The following is a 15,154-nucleotide window of genomic DNA, read 5'->3' on the forward strand; positions in this document are numbered from 1 at the left end:
AAGCTCGCTCCTACGGGTAGACGGCCATTCCCTCCAGCCGCCAGCGGTGTAGAATCGGGCGTATTCATCGCCAGTCATCCCCCGGCGGGTTTATGAGCTCGAGGCCCAAGCACGCGGCGATCCCGCGACGCGAGTGGCAACTTCCGGACACACGGCCATTTTCTGAGTGTTCCAGACGTCAATAGAAGCTCACTCCCCAGTAGTAGTTACCTGATTAGCCGCCCGGAGTGCTCCATGCCAGATTACCGCTCGAAAACATCCACCCATGGCCGCAACATGGCCGGCGCGCGCGCACTGTGGCGCGCCACGGGGATGAAAGATGACGACTTCAAGAAGCCGATCATCGCGATTGCCAACTCGTTCACCCAGTTCGTACCGGGCCACGTCCACCTCAAGGACCTGGGCCAACTGGTCGCCCGCGAGATCGAACGGGCCGGCGGTGTAGCGAAAGAATTCAACACCATCGCCGTGGATGACGGCATCGCCATGGGCCATGACGGTATGCTGTACTCGCTGCCGAGCCGCGAGATCATCGCCGACTCCGTGGAGTACATGGTCAACGCCCACTGCGCCGACGCCATCGTGTGCATCTCGAACTGCGACAAGATCACCCCTGGCATGCTGATGGCCGCCCTGCGCCTGAACATCCCGGTGATCTTCGTCTCCGGCGGCCCGATGGAAGCCGGCAAGACCAAACTGGCCTCCCACGGCCTCGACCTGGTCGACGCCATGGTCATCGCCGCCGATTCCAGCGCTTCTGACGAGAAGGTCGCGGAATACGAGCGCAGCGCCTGCCCGACGTGCGGTTCGTGCTCCGGCATGTTCACCGCCAACTCGATGAACTGCCTGGTCGAAGCCCTGGGCCTGGCCTTGCCGGGCAACGGCTCGACCCTGGCCACCCACAGCGACCGTGAGCAGCTGTTCCTGCAGGCCGGCCGCACTATCGTCGAACTGTGCAAGCGCTACTACGGCGAGAATGACGAGTCGGTGTTGCCGCGCAACATCGCCAACTTCAAGGCGTTCGAAAACGCCATGACCCTGGACATCGCCATGGGCGGTTCCACCAACACTATCCTGCACTTGCTGGCCGCGGCCCAGGAAGCCGAGATCGATTTCGACCTGCGCGACATCGACCGCCTGTCCCGTCACGTGCCGCAACTGTGCAAGGTCGCGCCGAACATCCAGAAGTACCACATGGAAGACGTGCACCGTGCCGGCGGGATCTTCTCGATCCTCGGCTCGCTGGCCCGTGGCGGCCTGCTGCACACCGACCTGCCGACCGTGCACAGCGCGTCCATCGCCGAAGGCATCGCCAAGTGGGACATCACCCAGACTGACGACGAAGCCGTGCACACCTTCTTCAAGGCTGGCCCGGCTGGCATCCCGACCCAGACTGCGTTCAGCCAGTCGACCCGTTGGGACACCCTGGATGACGACCGTGAAAACGGCTGCATCCGCAGTGTCGAACACGCCTACTCCCAAGAAGGCGGCCTGGCTGTGCTGTACGGCAACATCGCGCTGGATGGCTGCGTGGTGAAAACCGCCGGTGTGGATGAGTCGATCCATGTGTTCGAAGGCAACGCGAAGATCTTCGAAAGCCAGGACAGTGCCGTGCGCGGCATCCTCGCCGACGAAGTGAAGGCCGGCGACATCGTGATCATCCGCTACGAAGGCCCGAAAGGCGGCCCGGGCATGCAGGAAATGCTCTACCCGACCTCCTATCTGAAATCCAAGGGCCTGGGCAAAGCCTGCGCCTTGCTGACCGACGGGCGTTTCTCCGGCGGTACTTCCGGCCTGTCCATTGGCCACGCTTCGCCTGAAGCCGCTGCCGGCGGCGCGATTGGCCTGGTGCAGGACGGCGACAAGGTGCTGATCGACATTCCGAACCGCTCAATCAACCTGTTGATCAGCGATGAAGAACTGGCGGCACGCCGCGTTGAGCAAGACAAGAAAGGTTGGAAGCCGGTCGAGAAGCGTCCGCGCAAGGTGACCACTGCGTTGAAGGCCTATGCCCTGCTGGCCACCAGTGCCGACAAGGGTGCTGTGCGTAACAAAGCGATGCTCGACGGCCTGTAAGCCGCGCGCATAAAAAATGCCCCGCCAAGTGCGGGGCATTTTTTTGCCTGGAACAACGCTCCAAAACACTGAAGATCAACTGTGGGAGCTGGCTTGCCTGCGATGACGGCCTTGAGTCCTATATTGATCTCGTTGACGCCATCGCCGGCAAGCCGGGCTCCCACACGGGCAGGCTGAGCCTGAACGAACTCGGTTCATGTGGGAGCTGGCTTGCCTGCGATGGGCGCGCCTCGGTGTTACTGAATTTCCTCAGGCTTGACGATCACCCAGTTCTTGTCCGCCGTCACCGGCAACCCTTCCTTGGCCTGCGCCGCCGCGTGCTTGGCGATCATGCCGTTGAGTTGGGTCATGTATTTGTCCTTGCGGTTGATCCACAGGTGGATGCCGCCCTTGGCCACGTCCACATCGTGGAACAGCATGTAGCCATCGCTGGTCGGCGTGTCGCCGCCGACGATCACCGGTTTTTTCCATTCGTCGATGTAGGTGAGGATGGCTGCGTGCTTGCCCGCCATCCAGGTGGCCGGGGTCCACAGGTACGGGGTCAGCTCCAGGCCGAGGTTGGCCTTCTCGTCATATTTGCCGGCGGCAATCTGCTTGCGCGCGGTGGTCAGCTCGCCGGTCTTGCGGTCCTTGAGCAAGGTGCTCACGCCAATCACATTCTCCGGCTTGACGTTGTAACCGTACTTCGGATCGGCGGCGACCATGCGCACCAGCTCTTCCGACGCGGCGGTCATCACATACACTTCGATGCCGTTTTCCATCAGCTTGTTGTACAGCTCGGCCTGGCCGGTGAAGACTTTCGGCGGCTGCACCTCAGATTGCTTCACCACGTCGCCTTCAAAATAGCTGACCGGCACGGGCTTGCCGGAGGCCATCAGCTCATCGACCTGCACCTTGAGCTCCTTGAGGGTGAAACCGGAGAACACCTGGGCAACCCACGGGTAGCAGACCATGTCGTCCACTTCGCAGAGGCGATAGTAGTAACTGAACAGACTTTCCTTATGGTCGGCGGTGTCTTTGAACGGCATAAGCTTGAGCGACGGATCAAGGCTGTCGCGGGTGATCAGGCCCTTGTTTTCCATGTAGGGCAGCAGGGATTCTTCGAGGTCGTAGCGGTAGCTGGTGTTGTCCATGTCGAACACCGCGTAATTACCCTTGTTGGCGTTGGCGGCGATCATTTTGTTCAGTTGCTCGGCGGCCGGTGCCGGCCAGTGTTTCAACTCGGTGGCGGCCATGGTTTGTCCGGCAAGGCCCAGACACAGCGCGGCGGCAAACAATCTCGAAGCGAGCTTCATATGCGTTTTCTCCCTGAGTTAAAAACATCGACGCTAACAAATCCCTGTGACAGTTATCGCCCGAGCGCGACCGCTTGCGTCGTGATTGCGCCAAAGGCGTGTGCATGCGCGCCAGATGCTTATTCCAAAAACGACAGTCACCATTCCATATCGGTATTAAATCAATATATTTCAAGCTGTTAGGCTTTCCGGTTCGCAATCGCAGGCTCACGCGATTGGCTGCCTTCTCAACGGAGCTTCAATGAATCTGCCCCTGATTCTCAACTTACTGGTGTTCGTGGCCCTGCTGCTAGGCCTGGCACAAACTCGTCGCACCAACTGGAGCCTCGCCAAGAAGGTGCTGGTTGCGCTCGTACTCGGCGTGGTGTTCGGCACTGTCTTGCACACGATCTACGGCGACGGCAACCCGGTGCTCAAAGCCTCCATCGGCTGGTTCGACCTGGTCGGCAACGGCTACGTGCAACTGCTGCAAATGATCGTGATCCCGTTGGTGTTCGCCTCGATCCTCAGCGCCGTGGCGCGTCTGCATAACGCCTCTTCCCTGGGCAAGATCAGCTTCCTGACCATCGGCACGCTGCTGTTCACCACCGCGATTGCGGCGCTGATCGGCATCGGCCTGACCAACCTGTTCGGCCTCACCGCCGAAGGCCTGGTGGCCGGCACCCAGGAAATGGCGCGCCTGCAGGTGATCCAGAGTGATTACGCCGGCAAGGTCGCCGACCTGAATATCCCGCAACTGCTGCTGTCGTTCGTGCCGGCCAACCCGTTTGCCGACCTGGCCCGGGCCAAGCCGACCTCGATCATCAGCGTGGTGATTTTCGCCGCCTTCCTGGGAGTTGCCGCGCTGCAACTGCTCAAGGATGACGTAGAAAAAGGCCAGAGAGTCCTCAACGCCATCGACACCCTGCAAGCCTGGGTGATGCGCCTGGTGCGCCTGGTGATGAAGCTGACGCCATACGGCGTATTGGCACTGATGACCAAAGTAGTCGCCGGCTCGAACCTGCAGGACATCATCAAGCTCGGCAGTTTTGTCGTGGTTTCGTACCTGGCCCTGGGCCTGATGTTTGTGGTGCACGGCCTGCTGCTGTCCCTGGCCGGGATCAACCCGCTGCGTTTCTTCCGCAAGGTGTGGCCGGTGCTGACCTTTGCCTTCACCAGCCGCTCCAGCGCCGCGGCGATTCCGCTGAGCATTGAAGCGCAGACCCGTCGCCTGGGCATCCCGCAATCCATCGCCGGGTTCGCCGCCTCGTTTGGCGCCACCATCGGCCAGAACGGCTGCGCCGGCCTCTACCCGGCGATGTTGGCGGTGATGGTCGCGCCGACCGTGGGCATCAACCCGCTGGACCCACTGTGGATCGCGACGTTGGTAGCAATTGTGACGCTGAGTTCGGCCGGCGTTGCCGGCGTGGGTGGCGGTGCAACCTTCGCCGCGCTGATCGTGCTGCCGGCCATGGGTTTGCCGGTGTCACTGGTGGCGCTGCTGATTTCCGTGGAGCCACTGATCGACATGGGCCGCACGGCACTGAACGTGAATGGCTCGATGACGGCCGGCGCAATCACCAGCCAGGTCATGGGGCAGACGGACAAAGCGTTGTTGAATACGGATGAGCATGCGGAGTTGGCGCAGGCCTGATAGACCGCATTCGCGAGCAAGCCCGCTCCCACATTTTGACCACATTCTCATGTTAGAACTCGGTCAAATGTGGGAGCGGGCTTGCTCGCGAAGCTCTTAGGCTTTTTCCCAGACCTCGAAGTTATACGCCGGCTTATCTCCCTCAGCCGCATTCTCGACATTCGACACCAGCTTCCACTGCTTCGTATCAAACTGCGGAAACCACGCATCCCCTTCCGGGCTCAGCGCCACCCGCGTCAAATACAGGCGGTCCGCCTGCTCCAGCCCCTGCGTATACAACTGCGCGCCGCCGATCAGCATCAGTTCGTCCACGCCTTGCGCCTTGGCCCATTCCTCAGCGCGCTCTACCGCCGCGTCCAGTGACGGAAAAACTTCCGCACCTTCCAGCGCCAGGCCGGTCTGACGGCTAACCACAAGGTTCAAGCGCCCCGGCAGCGGTCGGCCCAGGGAGTCCCAGGTCTTGCGCCCCATGATGATCGGCTTGCCGAGCGTGGTGGCCTTGAAATATTTGAAATCCCCCGGCAAATGCCAGGGCATGCTGTTGTCGACGCCGATCACGCGGTTTTCACCGAGGGCTGCGATCAGGCTTAAAGGGAGAGTTTTTTTCATGGCGACGAGAATACCAGAGGTGCGAGCCAGCGGTTATGCTCCAACCTCACTTGCTCAACAGGACGGCGCGTGACTGCACTGAACCCCCTGCAAAGATTCTGGCTGACAGAAACCGTGCGCCTGCGGGAAGAACACGCCGGCCCCCTGGAAGACCTCGAAGCCAACCGCCTGGCCCGCACCGCCGGTGGCGACCTGCCGACGCGCATCCAGCAGCGTGCCTTGCACCTGGCCGAGCGCGATGGGCTCACGGCCGCCCTCACCCGCTGGCTGCAAGGCGCGCGCCTGGCGCTGGTGCTGCTGGCGGTAGTCGCCGTGATCAGTGGCGCGGGCCTGGCGTTTGCCGCATTGGGCAACGGCCTGACCCCGGTGAATGTGTTCTGGGCGCTCGGCAGCCTGCTCGGCTTGAACCTGATCCTGCTGCTGAGCTGGGCGCTGGGCCTGCTGTTTGCCGGCGAACACAGCGCCAGCCTCGGCCGCCTGTGGTTATGGCTCAGCGAAAGACTCGCGCGTGATGCCAAGGCCGCCCAACTGGCGCCGGCATTGCTGCTGTTGCTGCAACGGCAAAAGCTCAATCGCTGGGCCGTGGGTGTGCTGGTCAACAGCCTGTGGCTGCTGGCGTTGCTCAGTGCCCTAGTGATTCTTCTTACGCTACTCGCCACCCGCCGCTACGGCTTTGTGTGGGAAACCACCATCCTCGGTGCCGACACCTTTGTTGCCGTGACCCAGGCCCTCGGCACCCTGCCCGCCCTGCTCGGCTTCAATGTCCCGAGCATCGAGATGATCCGCGCCAGCGGCGATGCTGCGCTGAATATCGAAAGCGCTCGCCAGGCCTGGGCCGCCTGGCTGGTGGGCGTGCTGCTGGTCTACGGCCTGCTGCCCCGGCTGATCCTCGCCCTGCTGTGCCTATGGCGCTGGAAACGCGGGCGCGCCGCCCTGCGCCTGGACCTCAACCTGCCCGGCTACAGCCAACTGCGCGAACGCCTGATGCCGAGCAGTGAACGGCTCGGGGTCAACGACGCCGCGCCCGAACAGCTGCACCACGCCACCGGCGGCGTCAGTGAACTGGAAAGCGACGGCGCGTTGCTGGTGGCCATCGAGCTGGATGACCAGCACCCCTGGCCGCCGAAACTGCCGGCCCGCGTGAAGAACGCCGGCATCCTCGACAGCCGCGAATCGCGCAACAAACTGCTGGAGCAGCTCAGCCGCTTCCCGCCGGCACGCCTGGCCATCGCCTGCGACCCACGCCGCTCGCCCGACCGTGGCAGCCTGGCGCTGATCGCCGAACTTGCGCGCAGCGCCACCGCCACCCGTGTATGGCTGCTGCAGGCTCCGCCTGGCCAGGCGCTGGACGCAGAGCGCCTGGGTGACTGGCATGCCGCGCTGCACCAGCTCGAGCTGCCCTTTGCCGACTGCGCGCCGCTGAACTGGCTGGAGACCGGTCATGACTAAACCGCTGAAACTCGCCGTGGTCGGCCACACCAATGTCGGCAAGACCTCATTGCTGCGCACCCTCACCCGGGATGTCGGCTTCGGCGAAGTCTCCCATCGCCCCAGCACCACGCGGCATGTAGAAGGTGCACGCTTGTCGGTGGACGGCGAAGCCTTGCTGGAGCTGTACGACACGCCCGGCCTGGAAGATGCCATTGCCCTGCTCGACTACCTGGAGCGCCTGGATCGCCCCGGCGAACGCCTGGACGGCCCGGCACGCCTGGCGCGCTTCCTGGAGGGCAGCGAAGCCCGCCAGCGTTTCGAACAGGAGGCCAAGGTGCTGCGCCAACTGCTGGCCTCAGACGCCGGCCTGTATGTGATCGACGCCCGCGAGCCGGTGTTGGCCAAGTACCGCGACGAGCTGCAAGTGCTGGCCAGCTGCGGCAAGCCGTTGCTGCCGGTACTCAACTTCGTCAGCAGCAGTGACCACCGCGAGCCCGACTGGCGTGAAGCCCTGGCGCGCCTCGGCCTGCATGCGCTGGTACGGTTCGACAGCGTGGCGCCGCCGGAAGACGGCGAGCGCCGCCTGTATGAAAGCCTCGCCCTGCTATTGGAAAACGCCCGTCCGCAACTGGAGCGGTTGATTCTTGACCAGCAAGCCCAACGCCAGGCCCGCCAGCAAAGCGCCGCGCGATTGATTGCCGAGCTGTTGATCGACTGTGCCGCGTGTCGACGCAGCGTGGTCACCGAAGACGAACAGCAGGCCATCGTGGAATTGCGCAAGGCCGTACGCCAGCGTGAGCAAAAGTGCGTCGAGGCGCTGCTCAAGCTGTTCGGCTTTCGCCCACAGGACGCCGCCGCCAGTGATTTGCCGCTGCTGGACGGCCGTTGGGGCGATGACCTGTTCAACCCGGAAACCCTCAAGCAACTCGGCGTGCGCGTCGGCGGCGGGATTGCGGCAGGCGCGGCCGCGGGTGCCGGCGTGGACCTGCTGGTCGGCGGCCTGACCCTCGGCGCCGCCGCCATCGCGGGTGCCATCGCCGGCGGCGCGCTGCAGACCGCGCGCAGCTATGGCAGCCGCCTGCTCGGCAAGATCAAGGGCCAGCGCGAGCTGACCGTCGACGACAGCGTGCTGCGCCTGCTGGCCCTGCGCCAACGCCAATTGCTCAAGGCCCTGAACCTGCGCGGCCATGCGGCGATGCACAGCATCAAAGTCGATACGCCCCAAGACAAAACCTGGCGCGAAGGCAAGTTGCCGGATGCGCTGCACAAAGCCCGCGCCCATCCACAATGGTCATCCCTCAACCCGCACGCCAAACTCAGCCAGGCCGAGCGCCAGGAACAGGTCGAGGCCCTGGCCCAGCGTCTCGACGAGACTTAAGCCGCCAGCAGCTGCCGCGCCTTGGCCTTGAGCACGTCGAGGTCGAGCACCGGCACGTGCATTTCCTTGGCCTGCTCGTCCCAGTGGCGCAGGCGCAGGCTGACCTGGCACAGCGGATCCTGCTCGAAGGCCCGGGCCTCCTCGGCTGTCATGACCCCGCCCTGATAACCCAGGGTGCGCCGGCTGGCTTCGCTCAAGCGCGCGTAGTAGTCCGGCTGGCTGAAGGTCAGGTAACGCTTGGCCTGCACGTGGTACTCCACGAGTTTGGCCAGGCGCTCGCTGAAACCCGCGCGCCGCAGGTAATCCGCGCCCAGCCGTTCGTGGCTGACCACGCCATACCCGCCCATGTTCTCGGCGCCCTGGCCGCACAGATGGCCGATATCGTGGAAGAACGCTGCCAGTACCACTTCATCGTCAAAGCCTTCGGCCATGGCCAACTGCGCGGCCTGGGACATGTGCTCGATCTGCGACACCGGCTCGCCAATGTAATCCGCCGTGCCGTGCTGTTCGTACAAGCCGAAGACGTCGGCTATCGCCTGTTCCGGGTTCATCACGCCTCTCCCCACAGTGTGGTGATATTTCGCTCGGCCAGCGCCGGCCCCACGCTCATGCCCACGCCGGTGTGCATCAGCGCCGCACTCACGCCCGGCGCCGCGCGCAGGAAGGAAAACGGCCCCGGCCCACGAGCACCGTAGACGCCCTGCCAGCGCTCGACCACCTGGATCTTGCACCCCAGCGTCTGCTCTGCCAACTCGATCATCCAGTCATCCACCTGCTCGGCATTGAACGGCGAGGCGTCGCTTCCGTAGTGGTGGGAGTCACCGATGATCAGCTCGCCATGCGGCGTCGGACTGATCAGCAAGTGAATGCCGTGCTCGTGCAGGTGCGGCGTCTCGCGCAGGATTTGAGCCTGCACTGGCGCGGCTTCCGGCAGGTCGGCGAAGGCACCGTAGTGCACGCAACTAAGGCCGGTGAGCAGCGCGTGTTGCAGGTTCAGGTTGACCGCCGGGCGGGCACGCAGCATCTGCAGCCTGCAGATCTGCGGGTTGAGGCCGGCAATCTGCTCGGCCAGCAAGGTTTGATAATCGTGGCCGGAGCAGACGATGATCTGCTCACCGCGAAAGCTGCCCGCCGTGGTGTGCACCTTGCCCGGCTCGACGTCGCGCACCAGGGTGGAGAAATAGAACTCCACGTTCAGCTCTTGCGCCAGGTAGCTGATCAGCGCCGGGATCGCTTCACGCGAATACAGCTGCTGATCGTCCTTGCCATGCAATGCGGCACGGTGATGACGGAACTGGCCGCCGTACAGATCCTTCATGGCGGCGCCTTGCAACAGCTCGACGTTGTAGCCGTGCTCTGCAGCGCGGCCAGCGCAAAAGGCTTCCAGCAGATGCTCCTCCGCTTCGGTGCGGGCGAACAGGTAAGAGCCGTTACGCTTGAGCTGCAGACCTGCCCGCTCAGCCCATTGCCCCCAGATAGCACGGCTTTCCCGCGCCAGGTCAAGCATCGGCCCGGGCGGTTGGCCGGTGACCAGCGCCTGGCCGAAGTTGCGCACCGAGGCGCCCAGCGGCGTGGCGCTGCGCTCGAAGACCTTGACCTTGAGGCCGCGCTTGGCCGCGGCGTAGGCGTGGGACAGGCCGAGGATGCCGGCGCCGATGATCAGCAGTTGTGTCATGAGACCTCTCGTTCCCCCGCTCCGCGTGGGAATGCATCCTGTGACGCACTGCGTCACGACTGTAAAAGCGGACGCAGAGCGTCCAGAGCCGCATTCCCACGCAGCGCGTGGGAATGATCAGGGTTATTGTTTTTCCGACTTGCCGTCATAGCGCTTGCGCCATTCGGTCAGGATGCTGTCGCGGTTTTTCGACGCCCAGGCGAAGTCGTTCTTGATCAGGCGCTGCTCGTAGTCGGCCGGCAATTCGGTCTGCGGCTTGGCAATACCCGGCTGGGCGAGCACCGCGAAGTTGTCCTTGTACAGGTCCATCGCCGCTGCACTGGCGGAGAAGTCGGCGAGCTTTTTAGCCGCGTCGGCGTGGGCAGTGCCCTTGATCACCGCCGTGGCTTCAATGTCCCAGCCCAGGCCTTCTTTCGGCAGGATAATGTCCAGCGGCGCGCCCTGGCGCTTCAACTGCACGGCGGGGTATTCGAAGGAAATGCCGATCGGGAACTCGCCCGATGCCGCCAGCTTGCACGGCTTGGAACCGGAGTGAACGTACTGGCCAATGTTCTGGTGCAGGTCGTCCATGTACTGCCAGCCCTGCTTCTCGCCGAAGGTCTGCAGCCAGGCGCTCACATCCAGGAAGCCGGTGCCGGACGACGCCGGGTTAGGCATGACGATCTTGCCCTTGTACTCGGGCTTGGTCAGGTCCTGCCAGCTCACCGGCTTGGTCAGCCCCTGCTTCTCGGCCTCGACGGTGTTGAAGCAGATGGTCGCGGCCCACACGTCCATGCCGACCCAGGCGGGCGGGTTGGCAGCGTCGCGGTAATTCTTGCCGATCTTGTCCAGGTCCTTCGGCGCGTAGTTGTCCAGCATGCCCTGCTGGTCGAGGATCGCCAGGCTGGAGGCCGCCAGGCCCCACACTACGTCGGCTTGCGGGCGATCTTTCTCGGCCAGCAGCTTGGCCGTGATGATGCCGGTGGAGTCGCGCACCCATTTGATTTCGACGTCGGGGTTGGCCTTTTCGAACGCCTGCTTATAGGTCTTCAACTGCTCGGCTTCGAGGGCCGTGTACACGGTCAGCTCGGTCTTGGCGAAGGCATTCAGGCTGAATGCAGTGAGTACGGCAGCGACCAGCGCCAGGGGCTTGAACATGGAGCACCTCCTTCAGGATGTTTTATTGGCCGGGCGCGCTCTGGCGCCAGGCTTGGGAGCGGCGCAGCGCGCCACGTGAAGCCCACGCCAGCAGCAGCGAGACGCCGGCCGAGGTGAACAGGATCAGGGTCGACATGGCAGCGGCGCCGCCCACGTTGCCGGCGTCGTCCATGTTCAACACGGCGACGGCGGCGAGGATGGTGTCGGGGCTGTAGAGGAAGATCGCGGCCGACACGGTGGTCATCGCCGACACAAACAGGTAACGCACGATGTCCAGCAGCGCCGGCAGGCAGATCGGCACCGTCACGCGCAGGTAGTGGCGGTACAGCGGCGCCTTGAGCGACAGCGCGGCCGCTTCGAACTCGGCGTCGAGCTGGCGCAGCGCGGTGGTGGCGGTCATCTGTGCAGTGGTCAAATAGTGAGCAATGGTGCACACCACCAGCAACGTCATGGTCCCGTAGAACACATGCAACGGGTTGCCGTTGAGATTGAAAAAGAACACGTAGCCCAGGCCCAGCACCAGCCCCGGCACGGCCATCGGCACGAAGCTGAGCATGCGCAGCGCCAGGTTCAGGCCTTTCTGGCCCTTGGTCTTTTCCATCAGGTAGGCGCCGGTAAAAATCAGCACGCTGCCGATCAACGCGGTGCACAGGGCCATCGTCAGGCTGTTGCGATAGGCCAGCCAGCCGCCGCCGGCCGTGTCTTCGAACTGGTAGTGGTTGAGCGACAGCGACAGGTTGTACGGCCAGAACTTCACCAGCGACGAATACACCGCCATGCCGAACACCAGCAGCAACACCGCGCAGATCAGCAGCACGATGGCCAGGTAGCAGCCGTCTCTGGTGCGCGACGGCGCCGGCCGGAAGACCTGGGCGCGGCCGCTCATAGAATCGCCATGACGACGGCGCAACCAGGCATCCACGCCAAAGCTGAACAGCGCCGGCAGCAGCAACACCATGCCGATCAATGCACCGCGACCGAATTGCTGCTGGCCGACTACCGCCTTGTAGGCCTCCAGCGCCAGCACCTGGTAATCGCCACCGACCACCACGGGCACGCCGAAGTCGGTGATGGTCAGGGTGAACACCAGGCAGAACGCGGCGAACACCGCCTGGCGCGTGGCCGGCCAGGTGATACTGCGAAACGCTCGTGCCGGGCTGGCGCCCATGCTTGAGGCCGCATCGAACAGTCGCGCGTCCGCCAGGGAAAGCGCTGACAGCAGGATCATCAAGGCGTGTGGGAAGGTGTAGATCACCTCACCGAGCACAATGCCCCAGAAGCCGTAGATATTGTCCGAGAGCATCCCGCGCAGCATGCCCTGGTTGCCGAACAGATAGACCAGCGCAATGCCCGGCAGCATCGACGGCGCCATCAACGGCAGCAACGACAGGCCACGCCAAATAGCCTTGCCGGGAATCAAGGTGCGTTGCAGCGCGTAGGCAAACAGGTAGGCCAGCGGTACGACAATGGCCGCCACGCTGAGGGACACCTTCAGGCTATTGCCCAGCAGCCAGTGGAAGTTATCGCTGGTGACCAATTCTCGCGCCGCGACCAGGCCACCGCCCTGCCCGGCCTCGCTGCTGAAGCCGCGCCAGAAGATCGCCATCAACGGCAGCAACACGGCGATGCCCAGCAGCAACAGCCACACCAGTTTGCCGCCGACCACGAAAATGCGGTCGCCCCGTTCGGCGTGGGACACCTGTCGCGCGGTGGGCAGAGTCATCACGGCCGCCATCTCAGGCAAACACCTGCAGGCTGCGGGGCGGCAACGCCACCCAGATGTCCTGGGCGCCCAGGCGCGGCATGGCTTCCGGGGCGAGTTCGGCGAGCAGCGGATGACCGGGCAGCTGCTCCAGCTCAAAGCTCATGCGGCAGCGATTGCCGAGGAAGGTGATCTCGCGCACTTTGGCCGGGAACAGGTTTTCTTCATGCACCGGCGGATTCACGCTGATCGCTTCCGGGCGGCAGAACAAACGGCCGGAGCGGGCCACGCCGGCATCATCGGCCAGGCGCATGTTCATCCCGCCCACTTGGGCATGGCTGGCACTGTTGCGGCTGAAGGGCAGCCAGTTGCCCTGGCCGACAAACTCCGCCACAAACGGCGTGGCCGGGCGGTCGTAGATTTCCTGCGGCGTGGCGTACTGCTCGACCTTGCCGTTGTTCATCACGGCGATGCGGTCGGCCATCAGCATGGCTTCGTCCTGGTTGTGGGTGACCATCAGCGTGGTGATGCCCAGGCGCCGTTGCAGCTGACGCAACTCGGTGCACAAATGCTCGCGCACACGGGCGTCGAGGGCCGACATCGGCTCGTCCAGCAGCAGCAGCGACGGCGCGGGCGCCAGCGCACGGGCCAGGGCGACGCGTTGCTGTTGACCGCCGGAGAGTTGGCCGGGGTACTTTTTTTCACTGCCGACCAGGCCGACCAATTCGAGCATCTGGCCGACGCGCTTGCGCACTTCATCGCGACCACTGCCGGTGAGGCCGTAGCCGATATTCGCTTCGACGGTCAGGTTGGGGAACAACGCGTAGGACTGGAACAGAATGCCGTAGTCCCGCGCCTGGGGTGGCAGCAGGGAAACGTCGCGGCTGCCCAGGTAAAGTTCACCGCTGTCCTGGCGTTCCAGGCCGGCGATGCAGCGCAGCAAGGTCGTCTTGCCACAGCCGGACGGGCCCAGCAGGCACACCAGCTCGCCGGCGGCGACGTCCAGGGACACGTTGTCCAGCGCGGTAAAGGCGCCGAAGCGTTTCTGGATACCGCGCACCTTCATCGGTGCGCCGGGTTGGGTCAGGGCTGTGTTCATGCAAGGCACCTCATCAAACGGATGAAGGCCATGCTAGGCAGCCAATGCGTCCCTCGTGTGGCAGAAAGGCAAAAGGGAGTGATAGTGGTATTGGTGGATTTGGGTAGGCCTCATAGAAATGCGTCGCCGGGTGTAGCGCTTTCGCGGGCAAGCCCGCTCCCACATTTGGACCGCATTCGCATGTTGGAACTCGGTCAAGCGTGGGAGCGGGCTTGCCCGCGAAGAGGCCCGTCAACCCCACCCAAAAACTCAGAGCGGCGACATTTCCTGCGCCAACCCCAGAAACGCCGCCGGCAGGCGAGCCGATTTTCTTTCCTTGAGGCAGTACAAATACTCCGGGATCTGCGGCGCATTCTCGATAGTCAGCACCCGCAGCTGCGGGTCATGGGGCACTTCCTGGCGGGCGATGATGCTGATACCAATATTGCGCAGCACCGCCTCGCGGATCGACTCCCGGCTGCCGATTTCCAGCAATGGCCCGTAACTCACGCCCGCGCCTTGCAGCATCTCTTCGGTCAGCCGCCGCGTGGTCGAGCCCGCTTCGCGCATCAACAAGGTGTGCCCGGCCAACGCCGTCAGCGGCACATGATCAAGCTTGGCCAGCGGATGGTTGCGATGCACCGCCAGCACCAGTGGGTCGGTGCCCAACACGCGGCGGATCAGGCGCGGGTCTTCCAGCAGTTGCGAGGAGGCGGCGACATCGACGCGGTAATCGTCGAGCGCTTCGAGCACTTGCTGGGAGTTGCCGATTTCCACTGACACCTCCACCTGAGGCAGGCGTTCGCGAAAGGCTTTGACCAGGTCGAGAATGTAGTACGGCGCGGTGGCGGCAATCCTCAGCGCGCCTTGGACCTGGCCGCTGTTGCGCAGGAAAAACTCGATGTCGGCTTCCTGCTGCAACAACGCCTTGACCATCGGCAGCAAGCGCGCGCCCTCGTCGCTGACAGTGAGGCGGCGCCCGCCGCGATAGAACAGCTCGACGCCGTACTGGCTTTCCAGGTTACGAATCTGGGTGGTGACCGTGGGCTGGCTCAGGCCGAGTTTTTTCGCCGCCTGGGTAATGCTGCCCAGGCGGGCGACCATGAAAAACGCCTTCAACTCGGCACTCAGCACACCACC

Annotated in this window: 12 protein-coding genes; 4 read left to right on the forward strand and 8 right to left on the reverse strand. The window is 63.8% G+C overall.

The features are described 5' to 3' along the window. Nucleotides 1–234 precede the first annotated feature (234 nt). Nucleotides 235–2,076, forward strand: coding sequence for a dihydroxy-acid dehydratase (gene ilvD / locus NTD80_RS06155; protein ID WP_065902201.1), 1,842 nt, complete (start codon nt 235–237; stop codon nt 2,074–2,076). Nucleotides 2,077–2,312: 236 nt separating this feature from the next. Here the strand turns inward: ilvD and NTD80_RS06160 are convergent, their stop codons facing one another. Beyond that, nucleotides 2,313–3,371 (reverse strand): phosphorylcholine phosphatase, encoded by a 1,059-nt coding sequence (locus NTD80_RS06160; RefSeq protein ID WP_065902203.1) that lies wholly within the window; start codon nt 3,369–3,371, stop codon nt 2,313–2,315. 241 nt (nt 3,372–3,612) lie between these two features. Between NTD80_RS06160 and NTD80_RS06165 the strand changes: the two genes are divergently transcribed. Beyond that, complete coding sequence (locus NTD80_RS06165; protein WP_262132662.1) at nt 3,613–5,004, forward strand: L-cystine transporter; 1,392 nt, start codon at nt 3,613–3,615, stop codon at nt 5,002–5,004. Nucleotides 5,005–5,100: 96 nt separating this feature from the next. Here the strand turns inward: NTD80_RS06165 and NTD80_RS06170 are convergent, their stop codons facing one another. Next, on the reverse strand, nt 5,101–5,613 hold the full coding sequence (locus NTD80_RS06170) for a dihydrofolate reductase (protein ID WP_106802372.1): 513 nt from the start codon (nt 5,611–5,613) through the stop codon (nt 5,101–5,103). 69 nt (nt 5,614–5,682) lie between these two features. On the opposite strand from NTD80_RS06170, the gene NTD80_RS06175 reads away from it, so the two are divergent. Together NTD80_RS06175 and NTD80_RS06180 are read left to right on the forward strand one after the other, a co-directional pair. Continuing rightward, nucleotides 5,683–7,062, forward strand: a complete 1,380-nt coding sequence (locus NTD80_RS06175) for a DUF2868 domain-containing protein (protein ID WP_262132663.1) — start codon at nt 5,683–5,685, stop codon at nt 7,060–7,062. Beyond that, nucleotides 7,055–8,422, forward strand: a complete 1,368-nt coding sequence (locus NTD80_RS06180) for a DUF3482 domain-containing protein (protein WP_262132664.1) — start codon at nt 7,055–7,057, stop codon at nt 8,420–8,422. The genes NTD80_RS06175 and NTD80_RS06180 overlap by 8 nt, the downstream gene beginning before the upstream one ends. Here NTD80_RS06180 and NTD80_RS06185 read toward each other — a convergent pair. The 6 genes from NTD80_RS06185 to NTD80_RS06210 form a co-directional block, all read right to left on the reverse strand. Then, a complete protein-coding gene (locus NTD80_RS06185) occupies nt 8,419–8,973 on the reverse strand; it encodes a phosphonate degradation HD-domain oxygenase (RefSeq protein WP_201146075.1) in 555 nt (184 codons plus the stop codon). The genes NTD80_RS06180 and NTD80_RS06185 overlap by 4 nt on opposite strands. After that, nucleotides 8,973–10,097, reverse strand: coding sequence for a TIGR03364 family FAD-dependent oxidoreductase (locus tag NTD80_RS06190; RefSeq protein WP_262132665.1), 1,125 nt, complete (start codon nt 10,095–10,097; stop codon nt 8,973–8,975). Before NTD80_RS06190 ends, NTD80_RS06185 begins: the two co-directional genes overlap by 1 nt. 123 nt (nt 10,098–10,220) lie before the next feature. Next, the gene (locus NTD80_RS06195; protein ID WP_159960711.1) at nt 10,221–11,234 is read right to left on the reverse strand and encodes a putative 2-aminoethylphosphonate ABC transporter substrate-binding protein; all 1,014 of its coding nucleotides are present in this window, start codon (nt 11,232–11,234) and stop codon (nt 10,221–10,223) included. Nucleotides 11,235–11,256: 22 nt separating this feature from the next. Continuing rightward, on the reverse strand, nt 11,257–12,969 hold the full coding sequence (locus tag NTD80_RS06200; protein WP_262132666.1) for a putative 2-aminoethylphosphonate ABC transporter permease subunit: 1,713 nt from the start codon (nt 12,967–12,969) through the stop codon (nt 11,257–11,259). A gap of 1 nt (nt 12,970) precedes the next feature. Then, entirely contained in the window at nt 12,971–14,035 is a 1,065-nt protein-coding gene (locus NTD80_RS06205; protein ID WP_201146077.1) for a putative 2-aminoethylphosphonate ABC transporter ATP-binding protein, read from the reverse strand. 249 nt (nt 14,036–14,284) lie between these two features. Then, nucleotides 14,285–15,148 (reverse strand): LysR family transcriptional regulator, encoded by an 864-nt coding sequence (locus NTD80_RS06210; RefSeq protein WP_065902221.1) that lies wholly within the window; start codon nt 15,146–15,148, stop codon nt 14,285–14,287. Nucleotides 15,149–15,154: the final 6 nt, after the last annotated feature.

The sequence above is a fragment of the Pseudomonas sp. 13B_2.1_Bac1 genome (genome assembly GCF_025466155.1).
Taxonomy (GTDB): domain Bacteria; phylum Pseudomonadota; class Gammaproteobacteria; order Pseudomonadales; family Pseudomonadaceae; genus Aquipseudomonas; species Aquipseudomonas aylmerensis.